Origin of the sequence: Vibrio sp. 10N.222.48.A3, assembly GCF_041475345.1 — a bacterium.
Lineage (GTDB): Bacteria > Pseudomonadota > Gammaproteobacteria > Enterobacterales > Vibrionaceae > Vibrio > Vibrio tasmaniensis_A.
The window spans coordinates 1-5,514 of sequence record NZ_JBFRVX010000675.1; the positions used below are offsets into that span (position 1 = coordinate 1).

Consider the following 5,514-nt stretch of genomic DNA (forward strand, 5'->3'; position numbering starts at 1 on the left):
TGAGCTGAGCTCAGCTCAGCTCAGCTGCAAGGAGATTATCAACAATGGTTTATCAATGGGCAGTATTTCGTCATCAGCATCCTATTTTCGGGGGAGGATGTGAACTATTTGTTGTCCTGCTCGCTTTTTTATCAATAGCCTTACCTCTAATATGTGAAGAAAGCTTATTAATACTAGGAATATCTTTAGGACTTGCCATCATCTGCTTTACTCTATTTTTACTTTTTGCCCAAAGTGACAAGATCCGAAGGTCTATGCCTAGCTAGAAAAATGCTATTAAGTCCTTAAAAAACTAGGAGCTCTTCCCTCGTTTGCTTGGGTTTTCAGCATATCTATCTAAGTGACTACTCACCGCCTATTGGGCGATGCTTCTTATTTCGTTAGCCATTGCTCGATAGTATCAAGACTTACGCAGCTTCCATAAGCAGAGACGATTATCCAACCGCCTTTAATTCTAGAAGGCCTTTATCACGGATATTAAGGGCGGCGTTTAAGTCACGATTTATGTCTGTAGTGCCGCCTGATGGACAATCCCACTTGCAAACCGATAAGGGCATTTCTTCCACTTTATGACCGCAACAACAGCACGTTTAGAGCTTGCGTCCCACTGATTTAGTTTAACTAGATATTTGCCTTGCTCTTTTAGTTTGTACTCCAACTTAAAGACAAAACTATGCCATGAGGCGTCCGCTATGTGTTTCGCCAGTTTGCGGCTTTTCATCATGTTTGTTGATTTCAATGTCTCAATTATCACCGCTTGGTTTTCGTCAACGAGAGTTCGAGAAAGCTTATGTTGAAAATCAGCACGAGCGTTAGCCACTTTTTCGTGGCATTTGGCAACGAGCAATCTAGTTTTTGCTCGATTGGCACTGCCTTTTGCTTTTCTAGATAGCTGACGCTGCTTTCGTCTGAGATTCTTCTCAGCACGTTTTACAAATCTTGGGTTAGCTGTCTTTCTACCGTTCGATTCAATAGCAAAATGAAATAGACCTAGATCAATACCAGTTACCTTGCTTAACGTAATGCTCTTAACCTTGCCTACAATCTCACGGTGATTATTCGCCTCTACAGGCTTTATTTTCGGGAGTTTGATGCACCATCAAAGACTTTTACACCAACACAGTGATAGCTCGATTGCTTACCGTGTCTACGTTTGAATGTGGGTACTTGGCTTTCAACTTCGGATTAAAGAAGTTATCAAAGGCTTGGTGACGATTGAGTACAGATTGCTGCAAGACGGTTGAATCATCTTGCTTCAACCAGTGGTATTTACGCGATTTCTTGGCAACTGCAAGTAGTGGCTTGATGTCCTTTTTAGGATTCAGTAAGTTTTGAAAAAATCACCACTCCAAGACAAAGTTGCTTGGTAGTTACAATACGCATAATCGCCTGGTGCTCACAAAGAGCAAAAGCGTTGCTCGTATAACAAACCCGAACCGATTGAATGCCGAAAACGACTGGAATATCGAAACAAAATTCAGACCTATTGATGGCCTTACCTTATGAGGGTTTGATGCCGTCGCGCATCAGCCGACCTTAATCGTTATACAGACAAGAGAGTAAACCTTTGGCCGACGCGCGATGCTCGGAGGTTGTTTCTGTCGTCTTTTCCGTTTTCTTCGCATAGGCGTCGTCTTCTCGCATTTGTTTAATGGTGGTAGCACAGTCACACACTCTGATACTCACCCCTCCCCCCGGTGCCTTTAGTATTAAGAAGTCGATTGAATTCACCCAAATCACGTGCCTGGATATGTCAGAGGAAACCGTAGAACGTATTTTCATGTGACCCTCTAAACGCCAAAACGCACATCAAAACAAAACCCTGAGCACTTAAACGTCCCCTCCTCCGTTTGCACGAATCGCAACGCTGGAAACACAGACCCGTAAGTGGTGTACAGAATAATGTGATCCGCTCGCTCGTGAAGAAACCATTCACCAAAGCCAGCGCCATTTAATTCAATGAAAAAGTCACGGATTTCATGGAAAGCAAAACGACGCGACACCAATTGCGGAAACTGCTGCTTGATAGCTTCAACGAACCCTTGGCCTTTTAACGACGCGATATCAGCCTGCTGCTCTGGCGACTGACGACGACTGAACATTTTCAAACGCTGGATTTTGGAAACCCAATCAGACTTTCTTTTCGCCTCATCACGACACTTTTTGACTTGAGAGCGCAACTTCAATACCGCCAAAGATCTAGAGACATCATTTTTTGGTGAGCTTTCGTGCCCAGCGGCGAAACGCTGGTCGCTGAACTTTGATTTAGAGAGAGTTAGGCTTGAGTGTCGTTGTACCATGAGGAGTTTCCTTTCTGTTTGAGTATCACTTTTATGGAGCCGCTTGGCTGTCCGGCAAACGTTCTTGGTTCTCAAGGACAAGGGCGCGAAGCGTTCATATACCCTTGTCATTGGGGTTCAGAACGATCACGGTTAACAGCCTGTGAGCCCATCAAATGATGTGAGTCGAAAGGGAAATAGGCACATAAGACAATAAGCCTTTACTCGAACTTAATTAAAGTCAGTGAAAGGAGTGAGGAAGCGCAAGCGTTCTGGCCACGCCTTCGAAATAGGACGTTCTTCATCTCAAAGCCAGCCTCAGACAATTCTAGAGGGGTGATGAGGCTACCTTTTGCTCCGGTAAAGTGATTAGCTAAACAAACGAGGTCTTCCACGATCACCTTGCTTGGTCCGTTGCCATTGTTGGATCACTTTTTCATCAATCCAAAATGTCAGCCGACCCACGATTGCAGGGGTTGGGGTGTAGATTTAACCACACTGTATTTACATTAATATCAAATTTCTCTTTTACAGGGGTCCTGTCACCCCCAAAATACAGGCTAAAAATAACAATAATCTAAACTTTCTTATCTTGCTATCGCTTCAATTAATGCCAACCCACCACCTAATCGCAAAATTTTTGATTTAAAAGACTAGTAAAATCAAAGAAATGTCATTCTCAATACTCGATTGGACTCACTTGTAAGGAAAACATAATTGATAGTTAATTTATTAGTATTCGGTCTGCATTAAGAGTTAGGTGGAGCCTCGTTTAACTGATTTTAATCAAAGGTAGTAATATATGTACACAAGGACAAGAATACTGTTCTATTTGAGTTGTTTTTTTCTCTCCTTTAATGCTAGAGCGATCGATTTATCAAATAGTTACGTGACATTTTATGAGGGACCACAATTGAGTGATCAAGCATTTCTCTACCCTATACTTAGAGAGAAAGATACTCGGGAGCTCACCTATCTTGATGACCTCATTTTAGATTCTCTGAGAGGTGGGAAGTTGGGTTATCAATATTTTGATTCCGGTGGAACGAGCGCAACTTGTCAGGGGTCCAGAGGTGGTTTCATACCAATAGGCAAGAAAACCACCGTAAGAAATCTTAGAGTCCCGTCTTGCTACAACAGCTTAATCATGCGTACGCGCTTATGTCTTTATGACAAGGACAACAAGTATATTGGAGGAAATTGTACAGACTCTTACTATGGCCATACTTTTAATCCTTTAACAGAGAAGCCTAGTGACTATAGGTACAAGAAAAATGGGACGTTTGAGGGATGTGAGTTGAACCCGGTAAAAGTAAAGCTAAGTGACATCTATGAGGATTCGGCTTTAGCCCCTGAGGCAATACATACGTACTTTCCTATTGGAACTTGTCGCGCGGTGCATTTAGAAAGTCCTGACTATAAAAGTTTTACCTCGATTCTCTCTCAGATGCATCCTAAAATATATAAGCGCTTAGGACCTAAGTGCACAGTTCTAGAAACTGAACCAGTGTCTCTAGCCCATACTAATGGGACAGTTATTCATCCTAGTATCAAACCTACAAAAGTAGGTTGCTTATAATTTTTTGCTATGTGTAGTGGTCAACTGAAATTGGCCACGGTTTTAGAGGGTACCCAAGACAATCTCTCTGATTCATTAGGTGTGAGGCCACCATTATAGTGATGTGGCCTCAATTGGCTGTAATAGCCAATGATGTATTGGATAATTTATTGTTGAGCCTCAGAAAAGCTACGATAACCTACTGTTGGGATCCACTCCGTCTTTAAGCTTCTAAAGAAACGTTCCATTGGAGCATTCTCCCAGCAATTTCCTCGTCGAGATAAACTTTGTTTTATCTGAAAACGCCACAGTAACTGACGATATTTTCTACTCATCTAGTGACTATCTTGCTCGCTGTGGAATGTAGCCCCTTTAGGCTTTCCTATACTGATGTCTCGGTAATTGACAGCTAATCGAACCAAGCGTTTTCATTAGCTTTGTTGCTAGATAACGGCTCAGAGCTACGCCTTGATTTATCACCAGATCAGCAATAGTTCTCGCTCCCGAAGAGCCATTGCTTACCGCTGCGGTCCTCACCTCGCTTGCGGTCACCCCCTCATAAATTCCGTTGTGGAAGGTCATTAATGGCGACGGCAACATACAGCGATAACACTTCATACGATGTAAGCGATTCCTTGACGTGGACGTCGAATGAGCTGAGCACGGCAACGATGACACCTACTGGCTGGTTGTCAGGGGTTGCGGTTGGCAGCACGACAGTCACGACAGCTGAAGATGGAGGCATCACCACTCACACAATCGACGTGAATGTGTTCACATGTAGAGTTACTGGATCTTCATGTCTTGAGAGCTTCGATACTGGGAGTAGGAAGATGTTTATCAACTCACCATCAAAAATATTCCTAAATAGCCTCGGCGGAGAAAATATTGGTTTTACAAAAAAAAGGAGTTAAAAGGGTTATTTAATACATACGGTAATATGTTTATCGTGCGAGTCTAGGCGCTCAGGATAAATTACTGGTCAGGGACGAATCGAGGTCCTGGTTTGAGTGTAAGACTCAAAAATGGCAGCGAAGGAACCAGTATGCCAGACAACGAGTTTTACGCCCCCTGCGTCTCAGACCCTTCACGGTTGAACCCTCGCGCTTGTGATTCTAGCCCTAAACCACCGACTAAAGTAGGGGGTTCTTTGTATAGTTTTGATGTCTTCCCAACCTCGCCCCTTTTTTCATCCCAGTCTTCATAGCAACTAGAATCAATAGCTCTAGGGTGACCACGTTCCAAGAAAGCGGCGCAATCTCGCGTCATAAGCACCGCCTCCAGCTCCCCGTATTTGTTTGAGTAAGATCGGGAGCACTTATCTCTACGCACGTTTTTGTCTTGAATGAGACCTCGACTTGCTTTGCTCTGAGGCTGATACAAGTATAATCCGGACAAATGAGCCAACCTAAATGTTCAGGCGTCCTAAGTGAGACTTTCGGAGTTTTTCCTGGCGTTTTGCTTTTAGTTGGCGAACCCACGTAGACTTACCCACATCCATGAATTGGGCTGCTTCAATGACCGATTCAAAAAATTAAATTTTTATTTAATTACCTATAATTAAATAATTAAACCATAGAAAAAACTTTAACATTCCATTCAATTTATTTGGGAAGATAACTCCTTTAAAACCTAAAACATTGGTTTCGCTCTCCAGTTAAATAGAGGGGGAATCTG

4 protein-coding genes and 2 pseudogenes are annotated in these 5,514 nt (G+C 42.9%); all 6 read right to left on the minus strand.

What is annotated here, in order from left to right:
• Window positions 1-434: 434 nt before the first annotated feature.
• Entirely contained in the window at window positions 435-557 is a 123-nt protein-coding gene (locus tag AB4653_RS18215; RefSeq protein ID WP_198592117.1) for a transposase, read from the minus strand.
• Window positions 503-1,093, minus strand: a complete 591-nt coding sequence (locus AB4653_RS18220; protein ID WP_338390936.1) for a transposase — start codon at window positions 1,091-1,093, stop codon at window positions 503-505. Before AB4653_RS18220 ends, AB4653_RS18215 begins: the two co-directional genes overlap by 55 nt.
• 697 nt (window positions 1,094-1,790) lie before the next feature.
• Window positions 1,791-2,300, minus strand: coding sequence for a hypothetical protein (locus AB4653_RS18225; protein WP_372071180.1), 510 nt, complete (start codon window positions 2,298-2,300; stop codon window positions 1,791-1,793).
• A 1,578-nt stretch (window positions 2,301-3,878) separates the two neighbouring features.
• Window positions 3,879-4,362 (minus strand): annotated as a pseudogene (locus tag AB4653_RS18230) (integrase core domain-containing protein); the annotation flags it as partial.
• Window positions 4,363-4,899: 537 nt separating this feature from the next.
• On the minus strand, window positions 4,900-5,106 hold the full coding sequence (locus AB4653_RS18235; protein ID WP_016800043.1) for a hypothetical protein: 207 nt from the start codon (window positions 5,104-5,106) through the stop codon (window positions 4,900-4,902).
• 140 nt (window positions 5,107-5,246) lie between these two features.
• Window positions 5,247-5,362, minus strand: a pseudogene (locus tag AB4653_RS18240) (IS3 family transposase); the annotation flags it as partial.
• Window positions 5,363-5,514 lie beyond the last annotated feature (152 nt).

What these genes read in the sequence shown, in the direction of transcription:
- AB4653_RS18215 (WP_198592117.1), bottom strand. Translation starts at nt 557, where the DNA reads ATGCCCTTATCGGTTTGCAAGTGGGATTGTCCATCAGGCGGCACTACA.
- AB4653_RS18225 (WP_372071180.1), bottom strand. Translation starts at nt 2,300, where the DNA reads ATGGTACAACGACACTCAAGCCTAACTCTCTCTAAATCAAAGTTCAGC.
- AB4653_RS18235 (WP_016800043.1), bottom strand. Translation starts at nt 5,106, where the DNA reads ATGACGCGAGATTGCGCCGCTTTCTTGGAACGTGGTCACCCTAGAGCT.